Here is a 14,997-nt window from a genome sequence, read left to right on the forward strand (position 1 = left end):
CCTCTCAAACTCCAGTGCCGGCAAAAATCATCCAGCCCCTCGGGCCGGGCGAGATTGTCGTGGTTGCCCTTGATGACTTGAGACGGTCGTGCATTCATCAGATCCCCCAGATCAGGGATGCCCGATGAGACTCCGCGCCACCGTCCTGTCACTCGCCCTCGTGGCGGCCCTGCCGCTCCGGCCGGCCGTCGCGCAGTCGTCGCTCGAACAGGTCGCGAGAGATGCCGCTTATGAACGTGCGCTCTTCAGGACGCTCGCGCTGCTCCATCAGGCCGCGCCGCGACAGACGATCGCCGCCGCGACGCGATGCGCCGTCGCCGCGACCACGAGCTTCCCGGACGGCTTCAAGAGCACGGTGATCGACATCGATCGACGCCCCATCTATCGCGCGTCCGATCGCCTGAGCGCGCTCGTGGATGCGCTCGCCGCCCTCGCTCCGGCAACGACGCAGCCTCTCGTGATCTGCATCGACGGCGTCGGCAGGGGTACGTTCGGGGAGACGCGCGGCTCGATCCTGGCCACGGCCGCGCCCAAGCCGGACAACGTCGATGCCTGCCCGGTCTTCATGGACAAGGTCACCGAGAGCGCGGTCAGTTGCTACTGTGCGCCGATGACCGGCGGCATCACGTACGGCAACAAGACCTATGCCGACACGTCGTCGATCTGCTTGGCAGCCCGACACGCGGGCGCGGTCGACTACCTGACCGGCGGCGTCGTCATGGCGTTCTTCGAGCCCGGCTGCTCTTCCTACGAGGGCATCGAGGCGAACGGCGCCCTCTCGGCAGCGACCGGGCGGACCGCGCGCAGCTTCCACTTCCCGAAAACGGGCAAGGGACAATGCCCGCCGTGAGACCGACGACGGGCCGTTCGGTGCGATGCGCGCTCGTCAGCGCCGCGGGCCACGGTCCAGTCCCGCCTTGCGCAGGGCATCCGCCAGCGCGCCGCCGCCCGCGGGCTCCTCGCGGCGGGCCTGCGGGCGCGGGGCGTCGCGGCGGGGTTGCTGGCCTGCCTGTTCCCGGGGCGGCCGGGCGCCGATCTCGTCGTCGAGGCGCAGGGTGAGCGAGATGCGCTTGCGGGGTACGTCGACCTCGAGCACCTTCGCCCGCACCACGTCGCCGGGCTTCACCACCGCCCGCGGGTCCTTCACGAAGGTCTTCGACAGGGCCGAGATGTGGACGAGCCCGTCCTGGTGCACGCCGATATCGACGAAGGCGCCGAAGGCGGCGACGTTGGTCACCACGCCCTCCAGCACCATGCCGGGTCGCAGGTCGCCGATGCTCTCGACGCCCTCCTGGAAGGTCGCGGTCTTGAAGCTCGGGCGCGGGTCGCGGCCGGGCTTCTCCAATTCGGCGATGATGTCGGTGACGGTTGGCAGGCCGAAGCTCTCGTCGGTGAAGGTCTTCGGGTTCAGGCCCTTCAGCACCGTGCCGTTGCCGATCACCGCCTTGATGTCGCTCTTCGTCGCCTGGAGGATGCGGCGCACCACCGGGTAGGCCTCCGGATGCACGCCGGACGCATCGAGCGGATCGTCGCCGTCCTGGATCCGCAGGAAGCCCGCCGACAGTTCGAACGCCTTCGGCCCGAGCCCGGCGACCTTCTTCAGGGACGATCGGCTGCGGAACGGCCCGTTGGTGTCGCGATGGCTGACGATGTTCTGCGCCACCCGCTCGCTCAAGCCCGAGACCCGGGCAAGCAGCGGGCCCGACGCCGTGTTGACGTCGACCCCGACGCCGTTCACGCAATCCTCCACCACCGCGTCGAGGGAGCGCGACAGCTTCCCCTCGGCGAGGTCGTGCTGGTACTGGCCGACGCCGATCGCCTTCGGTTCGATCTTCACGAGTTCGGCGAGCGGATCCTGCAGCCGCCGGGCGATCGAGACCGCGCCGCGCAACGACACGTCGAGGCCCGGCAGTTCCTGGCTCGCATAGGCCGAGGCCGAGTAGACCGAGGCGCCGGCCTCCGACACCATCACCTTGGTCAGTTTCAGTTCCGGCTGCTTGGCGATCAGCTCCGTGGCCAGCCGGTCGGTCTCCCGCGAGGCGGTGCCGTTGCCGATCGCCACGAGCTCGACCCCGTGCGCCCGGCAGAGCTTCGCCAGCGTCATCAGCGCGCCGGTCCAGTCGCGCCGCGGCTCGTGCGGGTAGATCGTGTCGGTCGCCACCACCTTGCCGGTGGCGTCGACCACCGCGACCTTGACGCCGGTGCGGTAGCCCGGATCAAGGCCGAGCGTCGGCCGCGCGCCGGCGGGTGCGGCGAGCAGGAGGTCGCGCAGGTTGCCGGCGAAGACCCGCACCGCCTCGACTTCCGCCGCCTCCCAGAGGCGGGCGCGCAGGTCGAGCTCGATCGAGAGCCGCAGCTTGGTGCGCCAGGCCCAGCGCACCGCCTCCATCAGCCAGCGGTCGCCGGGCCGGCCGCGATCCTGGATGCCGGCCGACAGCGCGATGCGGCCGTCATAGAGGCTCTGCGCGTCGACGCCCTCGGGCGCCTCGTCGAGGCGCAGGTCGAGCACCTCCTCCTTCTCGGCCCGGAACAGCGCGAGGACCCGGTGGGAGGGGAGGCGGGTCAGGGGCTCGGAGAAGTCGAAGTAATCGGAGAACTTGGCGCCGGCCTGCTGCTTGCCCTCGCGCACCCGCGAGACGAGACGGCCGCGGGTCCAGAACGCCTCGCGCAACTGCCCGACCAGCTCGGCATTCTCGGCAAAGCGCTCGACCAGGATGGAGCGGGCGCCCTCGAGCGCCGCTTCCGGGGTGACGACGCCCTTGCCCTCGTCGACGAAGGGCGCGGCGGCCGTCAGCGGCACCTGGTCGGGGCGGGTGAGCAGCGCCTCGGCCAGCGGGCCTAAGCCCGCCTCGCGGGCGATCTGCGCCTTGGTGCGGCGCTTGGGCTTGAACGGCAGGTAGAGGTCCTCGAGCCGCGCCTTGGTGTCGGCGGCGAGGATCTGGCCCCTCAAGGCGTCGTCGAGCTTGCCTTGGCCCCCCACGCTCTCGAGGATCGCGGCGCGCCTCGCCTCCAGCTCGCGCAGGTAGCGCAGGCGCTCCTCCAGGGTGCGCAGCTGCGCGTCGTCCAGGGTACCGGTCGCTTCCTTGCGGTAGCGGGCGATGAACGGCACCGTCGACCCGCCGTCGAGCAGGTCCACCGCCGCCTTGACCTGCCAGTCCTGCGCGCCGAGCTCGGTGGCGATGCGCTGCTCGATCGTCGGCATGGGGCCTCTCCGGTAGGGGGAGGCGCGTGTTTAGAGGCGGGCGACGATTCGGGGAAGAGGAGACGACCTGGGAAAGGGAAGGCCTGTGAAAGGAAAGACCTGCCGGGAACGGGCGGTCGCGCGCGCGGCCGCCCTGGACGCCGATGGCGGTCAGCGCACCCCGCCCGCCGGCAGCACCCCGGTCGGGGCGGGGACGCGGCGCATCCGCTCGCGGTGGGCGGTGTAGAGGCCGCTGCCGCAGATCACCAGCACGCCGAGGCCCATATAGGCGTCCGGCACCGTGCCGAAGAACAGGAAGCCGAGGAGGCCGGCCCAGATGATCTGGCTGTAGGAGAACGGCACCAGGGTCGAGGCCGGGGCGTGGCGATAGGCGATGGTGACGATCCAGTGCCCGGCGGTCGAGATGAAGCCGATCGCCGCGCCGATCGCGACCTGCGTCAGGTTCGGGGTCTCCCAGACGAAGGGCACAAGCGCCGACAGGATCACGAAGCCGACGATCGCCGACCAGGTCATGGTGGTCTGCGGCGCGTCGTAGCCGTTGATCTTGCGGGTCACGACCAGGGCGGCGGCCCAGAACAGGGCCGAGACGATCGGCAGGATCGCGGCGGCCTGGAAGGCGCTGGTGCCCGGACGCACGATGATCAGCACGCCCAGCAGGCCGACGAGGGCGGCGGCCCAGCGCCGGGCCCCGACCTTCTCGCCGAGCACCGGGATCGACAGGGCGGTGACGAAGATCGGCGAGACGAAGGCGATGGCGGTGATCTCGGCCACCGGCAGGGTGCGCAGGCCCGCGAGGAACAGCAGCGAGGAGCCGACGAGGGCGACGCCGCGCACCACCTGGAGGCCCGGCCGGGCGCTGCGGAACGGCGAGGCGCCGCGCTTGAGATGCGCCCGGACCCCGGCCGCCGCCAGCATCACGGCGAGGAACCCGACGTAGCGCAGCCACGCCACCTCGATGCCGGCGAGCTGCCCGGTGAGGTACTTCGCCGTCGCGTCGGAGCTCGACAGGAAGACGGTGGAGACCACCACCAGCACGATGCCGCGCAGGGGCTGGTCGCCGAGCACGGCCGGCAGGGCCGGGCGGGCGGAGGGGGCGGCGGCGAGGGGAAGCGTCAGGGAGGCCACGGGTGTCACGGCGGGTGCGGAGGAGGGGCCTCTTTCCTACCACCGCCCCGGCCACCCAAGCCGTGCCGATTGCGCGATACGGCCATGCTGCGGGATCAGCCCTAGTTAAGGCACGCTTTACCCGATCGTGTCGGGGCGGCGGCGACTTGCGAGATCGCCGCCATCATCCCGCCGCAAGCCTTAAACCTGTGTCCTGAAGGACTCGTGAAGAGATTTCGTCTTCACCGGAACCGGATTTGCGATTGCGTGTTGTCTCGCCCGCGCAGGATCGCGCCCGCGCGGGCGAGGACCGGGTCAGCAGCAGCGGAAGCCGCCGCGGCCGCCGACGCCGAACCGGGCGTTCTGGCGCTCGCGGAAGAACTCCGTCGCGGTCATCGGCTGCTGGTCGGGGTGGGTCTTGCGGATATGGGCGACGTAGGTGTCGTAGTTGCCCTGGCCGACCATCAGGCGCGCCCCGTCGCAGACGCAGCGCGTCAGGGTCGCCCAGCGCTCCCGGAGGTTCTCGGCGCCCATCGGCTCACTCCGCCGCCGCCGGCACCGCCCGCGGATCCGCCTCGAGGGCGGTCCAGCGGTCGGCGCGGTAGGCCTTGAGGCAGGCCTTCACCCCGAAGGCGATGATCGCCACCACGACGCCGACGAAGAGCAGCGCCAGCACCGCGTCGATGCGGTCGTTGAAGACGATCTGGCGCATCTGGTCGGCGGTCTTGGCCGGCGCCAGCACCTTGCCCTCGGCGAGCGCGGCCGCGTAGCGCTCGGCATGCGCCAGGAAGCCGACCCGCGGATCGGCGGAGAAGACCTTCTGCAGACCGGCGGTGAGGGTGCAGGCGACGAGCCACAGCGTCGGCACGATGGTGACGAGGGCGTAGCGCTCCCGCTTCATCTTGAAGATGACGACGGTGCAGAGCGTCAGCGCGATCGCCGCCAGCATCTGGTTCGAGATGCCGAAGAGCGGCCACAGTGTGTTCACGCCCCCTAACGGATCGGTGACGCCCTGGTAGAGGAAGAAGCCCCAGAACGCGACGCAGAGCGCGGTCGCCACGATGCTCGGGCCCCAGGACGAGGTGTCCTTGAAGGCCGGCACCGCGACGCCGATCAGGTCCTGGAGCATGAAGCGCCCGGCCCGGGTGCCGGCATCGACGGCGGTGAGGATGAACAGCGCCTCGAACAGGATGGCGAAGTGGTACCAGAACGCCATCATCGCCTTGCCGCCGATGACGTTCGAGATGATGTGGGCCATGCCGACCGCGAGCGTCGGCGCGCCGCCGGCCCGCGAGATCACGGTGTGCTCGCCGACATCCGCCGCGGTCTGCCTGATGGTCTCGGCCGAGATCGGGAAGCCCATGGCGGTGACCGAAGCGGACGCGCTCTCCGGCGTCGTGCCGACGACCGCCGCCGGCGAGTTCATGGTGAAGTACACGCCCGGATCGATGACGCTGGCGGCGACGAGCGCCATCACGGCGACGAACGACTCCATCAGCATGCCGCCGTAGCCGATGAAGCGGGCGTTGACCTCGTTGTCGATCAGCTTCGGGGTCGTGCCCGACGAGATCAGGCTGTGGAAGCCCGACACCGCGCCGCACGCGATGGTGATGAACAGGAACGGGAACAGCGAGCCCGACCACACCGGCCCGGTGCCGTCGACGAACTTCGTCACCGCGGGCATCTGGAGGTGGGGTGCCAGCACCAGGATGCCGAGCGCGAGGCCCACGATGGTGCCGATCTTGAGGAAGGTCGAGAGGTAGTCGCGCGGGGCGAGCAGCAGCCAGACCGGCAGGATCGAGGCGACGAAGCCGTAGCCGATCAGCATCCAGCACAGCTGCGTGCCGGTGAAGGTGAACATCGCGGCGAGCGTCGGGTCGTCGGCGACGTTCTGGCCGAAGACGATCGCGGCCATCAGGAGCACGAATCCGAGGATCGAGACCTCGCCGATGCGACCGGGCCGGATCCAGCGCGAGTAGACGCCCATCAGCAGCGCGATCGGGATCGTCGCCATCACCGTGAAGGTGCCCCAGGGGCTCTCGGCCAGCGCCTTGACGACGATGAGCGCCAGCACCGCCAGGATGATGACCATGATCAGGAAGGCGCCGAACAGCGCGACGATGCCGGGAATCGTGCCGAGCTCGGAGCGGATCAGCTCGCCGAGCGAGCGGCCGTCGCGGCGCATCGAGACGAACAGCACCATGAAGTCCTGCACGGCGCCGGCCAGCACCACGCCGGCGAGGATCCAGAGCAGGCCCGGCAGGTAGCCCATCTGGGCTGCCAGCACCGGGCCGACCAGCGGGCCGGCGCCCGCGATCGCCGCGAAGTGGTGGCCGAACAGGACGTACTTGTCGGTCGGGACGTAATCGAGCCCGTCGTTGTGGCGGAGCGCCGGGGTCTCGCGGGTCGGGTCGAGCCGCATGATGCGGTCGGCGATGAACAGCGAGTAGTAGCGGTAGGCGATCAGGTAGACCGACACCGCCGCGACGACGATCCAGAGCGCGTTGACGGTCTCGCCGCGCTGCGTCGCCACCACGGCGAGGGCGGCGGCCCCGAGCGCGCCCACGAGGGCCCAGGGCCCGTGTTTCCGCACGGCAGTCATGAGGCGTTTCCTCCCGGCTTCGCCGCCGGCGGGAGCATGCTTCGGCGGCTTCCTTCGACTTTCGGGTAATGGAAATGCCGGGGCCTGCCAATGCGGCGGCGGGTCGAGGCTGCCGTGCCCGAATGAGACTTTCGTCGTAGGGACGGATCAGGAACGATTCGGGTTCGGGCGGCCAGGAACTGACAGCCGGCTCGACCGTCCGGCCCGTGCGGCGGGCGCCGGCCGGCATTGTCGCGGCGGCCGGGAATCCTGGCGGCGTCTTTCCCGCGAACCGGGCCCGACGTCCTCGGGCCATGCCCGGGCCAGCGTCGCTCAGGACAGCGTCGCTTAGGCCAGCGTCGCCGGGAGATCGATCGTGATCCGCGTTCCGGTCGCCTCGCCGCTCTCGAGGTCGATCCGCCCCTGCAGGGTCGAGGTGACGAGGTTGTAGACGATGTGCAGGCCGAGACCGGTGCTGCCCCTGTCGCGCCGGGTCGTGAAGAACGGATCGAAGATCCGCGGCAGGTTCTCCTTCGGAATGCCCTGGCCGTCGTCGCGAAACACGATCCTGATCCGCGCGTCGTCGACCAGGCTCACGTCGATCGCGAGCGTGCCCGCGCGGCCGTCCGGGAAGGCGTGGATGACGGCGTTGAGCGCGAGGTTGCTGACGACCTGCGCCAGCGCGCCCGGATAGGAATCGACGACGATCCCCTCGGCGCAGGCGAGCCGGACCTCGTGGCCCTTGCGCCGCAGGAGCGGACCCAGCGTGCTCATCAGCTCGACGAGCCAGTCGCGGACGTCGAAGCTGCGCCGATCCTCCATCGCCTGATCGACCGCGACCTGCTTGAAGTTCTGCACCAGGTCGGCGGCGCGGGTGAGGTTGGAGAAGATCAGCCGCGTACCCTCGCTCAGCTGCTCGACGCACTGCGTCAGCTGCGAGCGGCTGACCTGGCCCGAGGCGATGCTGCGGCGGAGCTGCCCGACATGGTGGTCGAACGCCGTCGAGGTCGTGAGCGCGAGGCCGATCGGCGTGTTGATCTCGTGCGCGACGCCCGCCACGAGCTGGCCGAGCGCCGCGAGCTTCTCGGCCTGGATCAGGTGGGCCTGCGTCGCGCGCAGCTCGGCGAGCGCGGCTTCCGAGCGGTCCTTCTCGACCTGGAGCTCTTCCGTCGTGCGGAACTGGCGCCGCGCGCGGAACTCCCGCGCGCCGACCCCGTAGAGCGAGAGCGCGTAGGCCGCGCCGATCTCGGCGTTGTTCACCAGGGTCAGGCCGGGATTGTCGTGACTGGCCATCGTCTCGAACAGGGCGAAGCACGTCCAGGTCAGGACGGCGAAGACGGCGAACGAGGGCACCCTCAGCGGCAGCAGCGTCGACACGAACAGGATCACCACGATCATGCCCGCGGCGCCGTGATCGAAGCTCGGGCGCAGGAAGACGTAGATCACGCTGAGCATGCAGCCCGGGACGACGCAGTAGACGAGGTAGATCCGCTCCGCGAAGGGCCGGGCGGGCGGCCATGCGAGCAGCCCGGTCGCCGGCAGCAGGACCAGGACGGCGACGGCGAGCCGGATCGCGGTGGCCGGGCCCCACGCCTCCGGGCTGAGGATCCAGTCCATGGCCGAGAAGGAGCAGTAGACGACGGCGCCGAGCACCATCGCGGCCTGGGTTCGGCTCAGGTCGTCGAGCGTGAATTGCCGGACGAACCGCTTCTCGTCGTGCGGGTCGTCGAAGCGAAGGCCGAGCTTGAGCATGAGCGTGCGCATGCCCACGCTTCATACACGCTCACGCGTTCCGCGCCCATGCCGTGACGCCGGCCATCGTTGTCAGCGACGCCGTCCGTCTCGCCGGCGGCGACCATCGGCAGGGCGAGACCCGCTCAGCTCGACGGCAGGCTCGACAGGATGTGGTCGTAGTCGAGGTTCGCCGTCTCGATGACGATCTGGGTCCGGCTGATGACCCCGAGCTTGCGCAGGATCTCCGAGACGTGGGCCTTGACGGTCGAGTCGCCGACGCCGAGCTCGTGGGCGATCTGCTTGTTGAGCTTGCCCTGGCGGATCATCAGCAGCACCCGCACCTGCTGCGGGGTCAGCTCGGCGATGCGCTCGGCGATCGGCGCCTTGCCGGCCTTGCGGCCCGGGCCTTCCGCCGGGCCGGCGACGCCCTCGGGCACGAACACCGCGCCGTTGAGCACGTCCGTGATGGCGCGGATCAGCACCGGCTTGCCGGCGGCCTTGGGCACGAAGCCGGCGGCGCCGTGGGCGAGCGCCTCGCGCATGATGCGGGGGTCGTCGAGGCCCGACACCACCAGCACCGGGATGCGCGGGAAGCGGGTGCGGATGGCGATCAGCCCGTCGAAGCCGTTCACGCCCTGCATGGTGAGGTCGAGGAGCGTCAGGTCGATCGAGCGGCCGCGGGCGAGCGCCGCGCAGGCGCTCTCGATGCCGTCCGCCTCCTCGACCTCGGCGGCCGGGAAGGCGAGGCGGACCGCGCTGCTCAAGGCATCGCGGAACAGCGGGTGATCGTCCACGATGATCAGGTGCATGTCCGACCCCTCCGCGACGGGCGTCGGTGCCCCGTCCGGCCGCGGAAGAGACACTCCAGGGGCCGGGCTGGTCAATCCCACCATCGCAGCGGATCATCCTTTCGCCGGCGCGCCCTCGGGAGGCGCGCGCAGTCGCAGCGTCGGGCACAGCAACGCCGCCGCGCCGGTAAAGTCGAGGGAAGAGTTACCACGCACCCGCACCAGCAGCCACCGTGCTTTGGTATGGAGCCCGGACGACGACCCGGCGCTCTGCACCTTGGTCCAATGGCCGGTGGACGGGGCTCGGTCCTATCGTCGTCTGACCTCGGCGGCGCGAGAGACCTCCTCACCGCGGAGCGGGCGGGAACGGAGCGTGGCATCTGGCGGCGGGCGGCGCGTGGGGCGCTGCCGGCGGCCGATCGCGGGGGCGATCGCCCCTCCGTTCCTCGAAGCGCAGGCGCGGCCGCCGCACCGGCCGCGCCTGCGCGGCCCACTGGCCCGGCCGCGATTCGATTGCCGCGTTGCCAGTCGTTCCCCTCGGTCGCATAATGCGGCCGACGCCAGAGGCGGGCCGGCCGTGAACGTGCCGGCGACGAAGGGGGAGGCAAACGGTGGCGCAGGGCACGCGCACGCGCTCGCATCGCTGCGGGATTCAGACGGCCTGGACCGAGGCGACCGGGGCGGAGGCCGCCGTGGCGGCGCTCGCCGCCTCCCTCGACGTCCCCCGCATCGCCCATCTCGTCATCTTCTTCTCGCCGGTCTACGGGGTCGAGGCGCTGAACGCCGCGCTCGGCCGCGCCTTCCCGGGCGTGCGGGTGGCCGGCTGCACCTCGTCCGGCGAGATCAGCCCGATGGCGGGGCTCGATCGCGGCCTCGTCGCCATCGCCTTCCCGCACGAGGGGTTCCGCATCGCCTCGACGGTGCTGGAATCGGTCGACCACCTCGACGCCGAGCGGGCCTCCGGTTCGATCCGCTCCCTGCGCTGCGCCCTGGAGAAGATCTCCCGCGGCGGGCAGCGCTTCGCGATCTCGCTCATCGACGGGCTCGCCAACGCCGAGGAGACGGTGATCGCCGCGATCGGCTACGGGCTCGACGGGGTGCCGCTCGTCGGCGGCTCGGCCGGCGACGAGCTGACCTTCTCCGAGACCGCCCTGATCCATGACGGGCAGGTGCACCGCCGGGCCGCGATCCTGCTGCTGATCGAATCCGACTTCCCCGTCGAGATCTTCAAGAACGACAATTTCGAGCCGACCGGCGTCAAGTTCGTCGTCACCGAGACCGACCACGAGCAGCGCACGGTGCGCGAGCTGAACGCCGAGCCGGCGGCGGTCGAGTACGCCAACGCGCTCGGCATCGACCCCGACGCGCTCACCCCGACGAGCTTCGCCGCGCACCCGCTCGTGGTGCGGGTCGGCGGCGACTATTTCTGCCGCTCGATCCGCCACCTCAACCCGGACCAGTCCCTGAGCTTCCACTGCGCCATCGAGAGCGGCGTCGTGCTGACGCTCGCGCGCCAGAAGGACCTCGTCGAGGCGACCCGCGAGGAGCTCGCCCGGCTCGACGCGCGGCTCGGCGGCGTCGACCTGGTGATCGGCTTCGAATGCGTGCTGCGCCGCCTCGACGCCGAGATCCACCAGGCCCGCCACAGCATCGCCGAGCTCTACCGCCACTACAACGTCGTCGGCTTCGAGACCTACGGCGAGCAGTACCGCTCGATGCACCTGAACCAGACCTTCACGGGCATCGCCATCGGCCGGCCCGCGGCCCCGTGAGCGGCGAGGGGCGCGGGGTCGGCCAGGAGGCCGCGGCCATGGATTCGGCGGCCATGGATCCGGCGGCCGGGGAGGTCGCGGCCCTGCACCGCCGCATCGCCAAGCTGGAGCGCATCAACGCCGCCCTGATGTCCCAGGTCGAGCGCACGATGGACCAGCGCGGCAGCGCCTACTCTTTGTTCCAGACCGCCATCACCCTCGAGGGCCAGGTCCGCTCCCGCACCGAGGAGCTGACGGCGCTGATGCGCAGCCTCGAGCGCACGAACCAGGACCTCACCGCCGCCAAGGAGGAGGCCGAGCGGGCCAACCGCTCGAAGACCCGCTTCCTCGCCGCGGCGAGCCACGACCTGCTCCAGCCCCTCAACGCCGCCCGGCTGTCGATCTCGGCGCTCGCCGAGATGCGGATGGGGCCGGAGCCCCGCGTCGTCGTCGGCCAGGTCGAGCGGGGCCTGCAGACCATCGAGGACCTAATCAAGACCCTCCTCGACATCTCGAAGCTCGATGCCGGGCTGATCCAGCCCGTGGTGCGGCCGGTGCGCGTCGCCGACGTGCTGGAGAGCGTCGAGGCGAGCTTCGGGCCGCTCGCCGCCCGCAAGGGCCTGCGCCTGTCGGTGCGGGGCGGCCGGTACTGGGTGGCGAGCGACCTCGTGCTGCTCCAGCGCATCCTGCAGAACCTGGTCTCGAACGCGATCCGCTACACCGCCGCCGGCGGCGTGCTGGTGGCGGCGCGCCGGCGCGGGCCCGAGATCCGCATCGACGTGGTCGATTCCGGCGCCGGGATCCCGGAGGACGAGCAGGACCTGATCTTCGAGGAGTTCCACCGCGGCGGGCGCGAGAGCGTCGACGGCGAGATCGCGCTCGGCCTCGGCCTGTCGATCGTGCGCCGCTCGGCCCAGGCGCTCGGTCACGCGCTCAGCCTCGAATCCCGGGTCGGCCACGGCTCGCGCTTCAGCCTCCACCTTCCCCCGTGCGCCGCCGAGCTGCCGCGGCCCACGCCCTCCCTGGTGCCGCCGACGAGCCTCACCGGCGCCCGCATCGCGCTCATCGAGAACGACAAGGCGGCGCTCGAGGCCCTGGCGCGGCTGTTCCACGGCTGGGACGCCAACGCCTTCGCGGCCCGCGACCACCTCAGCCTGGTGCGGCTCCTCGGCACGACCTGGAGCCCGGACGTCGTCGTCGCCGACTACCACCTCGACGGCGGCGCCTGCGGCCTCGACACCGTCGAATGGCTGCGCTCCGTCCACGGGCACGACATCCCGGCGGTGATCACCACCGCCGACCATTCCTCCGAGGTCGAGGCGCAGGTGCGGGCGGCGCGCTGCGAACTCGTCCACAAGCCGCTCAAGCCCGCGCAGCTGCGGGCGCTGCTCGCGCACCTGCTGAGCCGGGGCTGACGCCCGCGCCCGCCGCGGGGACTTCTCGGAGCACGGACGATGCAGGGTCGTGTCTCCCCGGGGAGAGGCGGTCCGCGGCTCCTGCGGGACGAGCCCGCGCGAGGGAGCGGCACCCATCCCCGGCCGGGCATCTCTCGCCCGTGTACCGCGAGGTCTTATCCCCCCCGGACTATACCGCTCGGCATATACAATGTTGCTGATTGTAACCGCGTGAGAATGGCCTAACCGTTCTTGGAAATAGACGGTCGCCTACGAGCAACATAATGCTCATGCCCAACAAATCTGGCGACTTGCGCGGAACACATGCCTCATTGTCACGGCATCCCTCCGCGCCTGGGGGAGGTCCGAGTGGCACGAGTACTCCTGACCGGCGCGACCGGCTTTCTCGGCGGCGCCGTCCTGCACCAGGCCCTGAGCCGGCGCGACGGCACCGAGTGGGTCTGCCTCGTGCGCTGCGCCAGCGCCGAGCAGGGCCGGCAGCGGATCGCCGCGCGCCTGTCGCGCTTCACCGATCCCTTCACCGCCCAGCGCCTCGCCCGCGCGGTCGAGGTGGTGCCGGGCGACTTCACCCGCGCCGACCTCGACGCCGACCCGCGGCTCGATTCGGTCACCCACGTGCTGCATCTGGCCGCCGACACCTCCTGGTGGGGCGAGGAGCGGGTCAGCCGCACCAACCACGACGGCACGCTGGCGCTCGCCCGCCGCGCCCGGGGGATGCCGGACCTCGTGCGGTTCCTGCACGTCAGCACCGCGATGATCTGCGGCGCCGAGGCGCCCGCCCTCGTCGAGGAGGCGGCCTATCCGGCACCCGAGGCCCGCCACCTCGTCGCCTACACGGTCTCGAAGGCCGCGGCCGAGACCTCGCTCGCCGGCAGCTTTTCGGATTTGCCGATCGTGGTTGCCCGTCCCTCGATCGTGGTCGGGCACTCGACGCTCGGTGCGTCGCCGAGCTCCAGCATCCTGTGGGTGATCCGCGCCGCCGACCGCCTGCGCCTGGTGCCGTGCGCGCCCGACAGCGCCGTCGACATCGTGCCGGTCGACTGGGTCGCCGACAGCCTGCTCGGCCTGCTGCGCAAGCCGCGGCTCGCCCACGCCCTCTACCACGTCTCGGCCGGCGAGGGCGCGCGTGCCCGCTGGGCCGACCTGATGCGGGCCTTCGCCGAGGCCGACCCGGCGGGCGGCCCGCGCGACGACTTCGCCCGCTTCGACCTCGCCGCCGACCGGGCGCTCCTGCGCCGGCGCTTTTCCGAGACCTTCGGCCTCGACGGCTCGCTGAAGCAGGCGATGCTGCGGGCGGTGCGGGCGTACTACGCCTTCTGCTCCCTCGACCTGACCTTCTCGAACGCGCGGCTGCTGGCCGAGGGGCTGACGCCGCCGCCGGCCTTCACCGACTACCTCAAGGTCTGCCTCGACAACGCCCCCGACATCGCCGAGCAGTTCGCCGACGACCTCGAGATGTTCGTGGCGCCTCCCCCGAGTTCGGCGCCGGGCCCGGCCCTGCCGCTGACGGCGAGCGCATGAACCCGTTCCTCACCCTGGCGGTGGCGATCGGCGCCGAGATCACCGCGACGCTCGCCCTCAAGGCGGCCGACGGCCTCACCCGCCCGGGCCCGACGCTCCTCGTGGCGCTGGGCTACGGCACGGCCCTGTGGCTGATGTCGTCGAGCATGGACATGCTGCCGATCGGGGTCGTCTACGCGATCTGGGCGGGTGTCGGCATGGTCGGCGCCGCGCTCGGCGGCGCGATCCTGTTCGGCGAGCCGGTCACCCCGCTGATGATCCTCGGCATCGGGGTGATCGCGGTCGGCGTCGGCATCCTGGCGGCGGCGCAGGCTCACGCCTGAGGGCGGGCCGCGACGGCGAGGAGCTGCACGGTGCCGTCGATCGCCGCGCGCATCGCCGCCTCGTCCCAATGCACCCGGGCGAGCACGTAGCCGCCCTCGACCACCGCGATCAGCGCCGCCGCGAGCGCCGCGGGCGCGACCCCGGGCGCCAGGCCGCCCGCGGCCTCCGCCTCCTCCAGGCTCGTGCGCAGCGAGGCCTGGATATGCCCGAGATAGGCCGCGACCGGCTCGCGCAGGACCGGCTCCTCCATCGCCGCCTCGTTGGCGAGGCGCGCGAGGCGGCAGCCGCGCAGGGCCTGCCGCTCGCGGGTGAGGTAGGCCCGCACCCGGTCGAGGGGAGGGGCGCCGGGGGCGAACAGCGCGTCGATCGCCGCGATCTCCTCCGCGGCCATCTCGGCGAGCGCCGCCGCCGCCACCTCCCGCTTGCCGGGGAAGTGGTGGTAGAGGCTGCCCTGGCCGGCCCCGCTCAAGCTCAGCACGTCCCGCGGGCTCGTCGCCTCGTAGCCGCGCTCCCACAGCAGCGCCTTCGCCGCCGCGACGATCGCCTCGCGCTTCGATGATCCTGGCCGCGCCACGCT

At 71.4% G+C, this 14,997-nt stretch carries 12 protein-coding genes; 5 read left to right on the forward strand and 7 right to left on the reverse strand.

Annotation, left to right across the window (positions count from 1 at the left end; all coding sequences use genetic code 11):
* Positions 1-124 precede the first annotated feature (124 nt).
* On the forward strand, positions 125-850 hold the full coding sequence (locus DK419_RS22880) for an LCCL domain-containing protein (RefSeq protein ID WP_109961128.1): 726 nt from the start codon (positions 125-127) through the stop codon (positions 848-850).
* Between the two features lie 36 nt (positions 851-886).
* Here DK419_RS22880 and DK419_RS22885 read toward each other — a convergent pair whose 3' ends face one another.
* The 6 genes from DK419_RS22885 to DK419_RS22910 all read right to left on the reverse strand — a co-directional run bounded on the left by DK419_RS22885 (position 887) and on the right by DK419_RS22910 (position 9,514).
* Positions 887-3,202, reverse strand: a complete 2,316-nt coding sequence (locus DK419_RS22885) for a Tex family protein (RefSeq protein ID WP_109961129.1) — start codon at positions 3,200-3,202, stop codon at positions 887-889.
* A gap of 150 nt (positions 3,203-3,352) precedes the next feature.
* Complete coding sequence (locus tag DK419_RS22890) at positions 3,353-4,318, reverse strand: DMT family transporter (protein ID WP_208642381.1); 966 nt, start codon at positions 4,316-4,318, stop codon at positions 3,353-3,355.
* Between the two features lie 303 nt (positions 4,319-4,621).
* Entirely contained in the window at positions 4,622-4,840 is a 219-nt protein-coding gene (locus DK419_RS22895) for a YbdD/YjiX family protein (RefSeq protein ID WP_109961131.1), read from the reverse strand.
* A 4-nt stretch (positions 4,841-4,844) separates the two neighbouring features.
* Entirely contained in the window at positions 4,845-6,908 is a 2,064-nt protein-coding gene (locus DK419_RS22900; RefSeq protein WP_109961132.1) for a carbon starvation CstA family protein, read from the reverse strand.
* A gap of 327 nt (positions 6,909-7,235) precedes the next feature.
* Positions 7,236-8,651 (reverse strand): sensor histidine kinase, encoded by a 1,416-nt coding sequence (locus tag DK419_RS22905; protein ID WP_109961133.1) that lies wholly within the window; start codon positions 8,649-8,651, stop codon positions 7,236-7,238.
* Between the two features lie 113 nt (positions 8,652-8,764).
* Positions 8,765-9,514, reverse strand: a complete 750-nt coding sequence (locus tag DK419_RS22910; RefSeq protein WP_425352604.1) for a response regulator — start codon at positions 9,512-9,514, stop codon at positions 8,765-8,767.
* A 506-nt stretch (positions 9,515-10,020) separates the two neighbouring features.
* Between DK419_RS22910 and DK419_RS22915 the strand changes: the two genes are divergently transcribed.
* The 4 genes from DK419_RS22915 (at position 10,021) to DK419_RS22930 (ending at position 14,419) form a co-directional block, all read left to right on the forward strand.
* Positions 10,021-11,181 carry an FIST N-terminal domain-containing protein gene (locus DK419_RS22915; protein WP_109961135.1) on the forward strand — a complete coding sequence of 387 codons (1,161 nt, stop codon included), beginning with the start codon at positions 10,021-10,023 and terminating at the stop codon, positions 11,179-11,181.
* 38 nt (positions 11,182-11,219) lie between these two features.
* Positions 11,220-12,575, forward strand: coding sequence for an ATP-binding response regulator (locus tag DK419_RS22920; protein WP_245442646.1), 1,356 nt, complete (start codon positions 11,220-11,222; stop codon positions 12,573-12,575).
* Between the two features lie 348 nt (positions 12,576-12,923).
* A complete protein-coding gene (locus DK419_RS22925; RefSeq protein ID WP_245442648.1) occupies positions 12,924-14,096 on the forward strand; it encodes an SDR family oxidoreductase in 1,173 nt (390 codons plus the stop codon).
* On the forward strand, positions 14,093-14,419 hold the full coding sequence (locus DK419_RS22930; protein WP_109961137.1) for a DMT family transporter: 327 nt from the start codon (positions 14,093-14,095) through the stop codon (positions 14,417-14,419). The genes DK419_RS22925 and DK419_RS22930 overlap by 4 nt, the downstream gene beginning before the upstream one ends.
* On the opposite strand, the gene DK419_RS22935 is transcribed toward DK419_RS22930, so the two are convergent.
* Positions 14,410-14,994, reverse strand: coding sequence for a TetR/AcrR family transcriptional regulator (locus tag DK419_RS22935; protein WP_162561366.1), 585 nt, complete (start codon positions 14,992-14,994; stop codon positions 14,410-14,412). The two genes, DK419_RS22930 and DK419_RS22935, sit on opposite strands and share 10 nt — an antisense overlap.
* Positions 14,995-14,997: the final 3 nt, after the last annotated feature.

Source organism: Methylobacterium terrae (assembly GCF_003173755.1).
Taxonomy (GTDB): Bacteria; Pseudomonadota; Alphaproteobacteria; order Rhizobiales; family Beijerinckiaceae; genus Methylobacterium; species Methylobacterium terrae.

What these genes read in the sequence shown, in the direction of transcription:
- DK419_RS22920 (WP_245442646.1), top strand. Translation starts at nt 11,220, where the DNA reads ATGGATTCGGCGGCCATGGATCCGGCGGCCGGGGAGGTCGCGGCCCTG.
- DK419_RS22880 (WP_109961128.1), top strand. Translation starts at nt 125, where the DNA reads ATGAGACTCCGCGCCACCGTCCTGTCACTCGCCCTCGTGGCGGCCCTG.
- DK419_RS22885 (WP_109961129.1), bottom strand. Translation starts at nt 3,202, where the DNA reads ATGCCGACGATCGAGCAGCGCATCGCCACCGAGCTCGGCGCGCAGGAC.
- DK419_RS22900 (WP_109961132.1), bottom strand. Translation starts at nt 6,908, where the DNA reads ATGACTGCCGTGCGGAAACACGGGCCCTGGGCCCTCGTGGGCGCGCTC.
- DK419_RS22905 (WP_109961133.1), bottom strand. Translation starts at nt 8,651, where the DNA reads ATGCGCACGCTCATGCTCAAGCTCGGCCTTCGCTTCGACGACCCGCAC.
- DK419_RS22930 (WP_109961137.1), top strand. Translation starts at nt 14,093, where the DNA reads ATGAACCCGTTCCTCACCCTGGCGGTGGCGATCGGCGCCGAGATCACC.
- DK419_RS22895 (WP_109961131.1), bottom strand. Translation starts at nt 4,840, where the DNA reads ATGGGCGCCGAGAACCTCCGGGAGCGCTGGGCGACCCTGACGCGCTGC.
- DK419_RS22910 (WP_425352604.1), bottom strand. Translation starts at nt 9,514, where the DNA reads ATGGTGGGATTGACCAGCCCGGCCCCTGGAGTGTCTCTTCCGCGGCCG.